This is a genomic window from Vibrio sp. AND4 (assembly GCF_000171815.1).
GTDB lineage: Bacteria > Pseudomonadota > Gammaproteobacteria > Enterobacterales > Vibrionaceae > Vibrio.
In genome coordinates this window covers 1-1,076 of the sequence record NZ_ABGR01000139.1, presented here as the reverse complement: position 1 = coordinate 1,076, position 1,076 = coordinate 1, and the positions used below count along the sequence as shown (strand labels likewise).

The 1,076-nt window shown below is 46.7% G+C and carries 2 protein-coding genes; one reads left to right on the top strand and one right to left on the bottom strand.

The features are described 5' to 3' along the window. The coding region (locus tag AND4_RS19255; RefSeq protein WP_043991967.1) for a methyl-accepting chemotaxis protein at positions 1–757 on the top strand (757 nt) is incomplete at its 5' end. Between the two features lie 99 nt (positions 758–856). On the opposite strand, the gene AND4_RS19250 is transcribed toward AND4_RS19255, so the two are convergent. Then, positions 857–1,076, bottom strand: a 220-nt coding sequence (locus tag AND4_RS19250) for a transketolase C-terminal domain-containing protein (RefSeq protein WP_009844665.1), incomplete at its 5' end; no start/stop codon positions are given.

Here is a 1,076-nt window from a genome sequence, read left to right as displayed (position 1 = left end):
TATTCATGAGGTTCGTGATGCGGCTAGTGCAATGGAAGCGTCCGCCAACTCGGTTTCTTCCAGTTCTCATGAGGCTCATATACTGATTGATGACACTTTGAAAGCTTGTCTTATGGCGAAAGATACGATTGACCAAACTCACACCAACTTAGCGCAACTGAGTTTACAGGCGGAGAAAGCCACCAAGACGACTTACCAATTGAGCAATCAAGCGCAAGAGGTCAGTCAATTAATGGAGGAGATTGCTAGCATTGCCGATCAAACGAATTTGCTCGCGCTTAATGCTGCGATTGAAGCGGCACGAGCAGGCGAGCAAGGTTCTGGCTTCGCAGTGGTTGCTGATGAAGTGAGAGCGTTATCCGGGCGTACCTCAAATGCGACGGAGCAAATTAAAGTATCAATCGATGCCATGCTGACGACAATTCAGTGTTGGCAAAAAGACATTATCGCCAATAAAGATCAAACGGATTCTTGTTCTCAAGTTGCCGAGCAGGGCGCGTTGCGTTTGTCTGAGGTAGAGAAGATGATGCAAACGATGAGCGGTTTGATGGTTAACGTAGAGAATTCTGCCGATAAACAGTTGCGGCTTTCTAGCGATGTAAATCAACACATACACTCGATTGCTTCCACCGCGGAGCAAAACCTTGCGGCGACATATTCTGTAGAACAAAACAGTGAGCGGTTGAAAGAGCAAGTTGAACAGTTCTATCGACTTGCTAATCAGTTTGAAGATAAGTCGTACCAACTCGGCAGTTGAATTGTCTCTGAAATGAGCAGATAAAAGAAAGCCCCGCGACGTTGAGCGGGGCTTTTCAGTTCTCAATTTAGCATGAGAAAAACTGATAACACTGAGCGTTTACGCCAGTAATTCTTGCGCAGTGTTCACCACATTTTCTACCGTGAAACCAAACATTTCGAACAACTGGTCAGCAGGCGCTGATTCACCGAATGTTGTCATGCCTATGATGCGACCATCGAAACCAACGTACTTGTACCAGAAGTCTGCAATGCCCGCTTCGATAGCGATACGTGCCGTTACATCAGATGGCAGTACTGACTCACGGTAAGCGGCGTCT